The sequence below is a fragment of the Rhodococcus zopfii NBRC 100606 = JCM 9919 genome, from assembly GCF_001895025.1.
Classification (GTDB): domain Bacteria; phylum Actinomycetota; class Actinomycetes; order Mycobacteriales; family Mycobacteriaceae; genus Rhodococcus; species Rhodococcus zopfii.
This window is the reverse complement of sequence record NZ_BCXI01000093.1, coordinates 1-1,717: the sequence shown is the minus strand read 5'-3', so window position 1 is coordinate 1,717 and position 1,717 is coordinate 1. Positions and strand designations below refer to the sequence as shown.

Genomic DNA, 1,717 nt, shown 5'->3' with positions numbered 1-1,717 from the left:
GATCCAGAAGCTCTCGGATCTCGGGCTCGACCTGCGGTGGGAACGTATGCCGGGTGCCGTTGATCGCGATGGTCGCCGAACGCAACGGGCGCAGCTTTTTGACGACGTTGCCGATCGCCAACCCGGTTCGTTCCTGAACCAGACGCGAGACGGCCAACGCCGCGAACACGATGGTCAGATGCGCTTCGATCGAATCCTTCGTGCGGTGAAAGATCGGCCGGGCCCGCAGATCGGTTTTCGACATCCGGAACGACTGCTCCACATGCCACAGATCATGATATTTCGCGATCACCTCGCCCGGATCCATCAGTGAGGCAGGAGCATTCGTGACGTACCCTTTCAAGCCCGAGAGGGATCGAGCGCGTTCGAGTGATGCGGTATCGAGGCTGCGGCCCTGTGCGGTGGTCTTGACGAACCGTGTCGACTTCGGCGGTGTACCGCCGTCGACGACGGCCCGGGCGCGGGCTTCCTGCGCATTCAACGTCTTCTCGTCCCGCGCCGCTCGTGCGGTCGAGTACTGCCACACCGCCCGCCACGCATTCGGATGATCGACCGGACTCCACACCGGTTCGGCGCGTTTGCGGACGTTGTTGACCTTCGAGCGGCCGTGCCTGGGGGTGATCGTGTCGACGATCTGACCATTGGTGAAAGCATTGCCGTGCCAATGGAAGTGTGAGGCGAGATCCCCGGGTGCTTTCGTCACTCGGGAGCCGACGATGAACTTCAGGCCCGCATCGTCGAGGTCGGTCAGGTTCGACGCCGACAGCATCCCGGCGTCGGCGGCAACGACCATCTCCACACCGGTGATGTCGTGGCGTTCCTGGAACTGGCGCACGATCGGGACGATGGTGTGGGTTTCGGCGTGGTTTCCTTCGAAACATCCGATTTCCAAGGGAAATCCGGTGCGGTCCACCAGGAGCCCGACCACGATCTGTGGGTCCACGCGTCGTTCCTTGCTGTAGCCGACTTTCCGTAGGGCGTCTTCTTTTTCGGCTTCGAAGTACAAGGTGGTGACGTCGTAGAGCAGCAGGCTCAGACCGCCGGTGTCGGCGGCGTGGGCGAAGCACCGCTCGGCGATGAGGGCGCGGTAGTCCTTGTCGAGGACCGAACGCAGGTGGCGTTTGATGGTGGCGTAACTCGCCGGGGTGGCGCCGAGGTCACGCAGGACTCGGCCGGCATCGAGTTTCGAGCCGGGTTCGACGATGCGGGCGATCACCAGGTCCCGGAACACCTCATCGTCGATCCGGCCGAATCCGAGCTGGTCGTAGGCGGTGTGCAGGGTTTCCCGGAGCAGCACCGACGCGGTGGTTTCGGTCCGGCCCGGCGCATCGAGCACCGGTTGTTGCTCGTCGACTGGTGCCGGCAGCAGTGTTCCTTGCCCGGTAGGGAGGGTGTTTTCGACGGGCAGTTGTGGGGTGAGGCCCAGGTCGAGGGCCTGTTGGTCGGGTTCGAGCCAGGTGCGGGCGCGTTCGAGGAGCATGCCGAGTTCGATGTCGGTGTGGGCGGATCCGATGTGTTTGACGATTTCCTGCCGGCCGTTGGTGTAGCGGGCAATCTGCACGGCGGTGGCCCCGGATTTGGTGCGGACTCGCCTGATGAACGCCACTCGATGAGCGTAGACGGGCTCGGTTAGTGCGTGAAATCAGCCGTTCACGGGAGAGAATGTCCTGGTCACAGCGTTGAGGTCAGAATTTTTGACCAGGAGTGAGCCAACTCA

General features: G+C 63.1%; 1 protein-coding gene. It reads right to left on the bottom strand.

All coding sequences use genetic code 11. The annotated features are described in order from the left end of the window. On the bottom strand, positions 1 to 1,606 hold a 1,606-nt coding region (locus tag RZ1_RS29125; RefSeq protein ID WP_072816390.1), incomplete at its 3' end, for an IS1634 family transposase. Between the last annotated feature and the right edge of the window lie 111 nt (positions 1,607 to 1,717).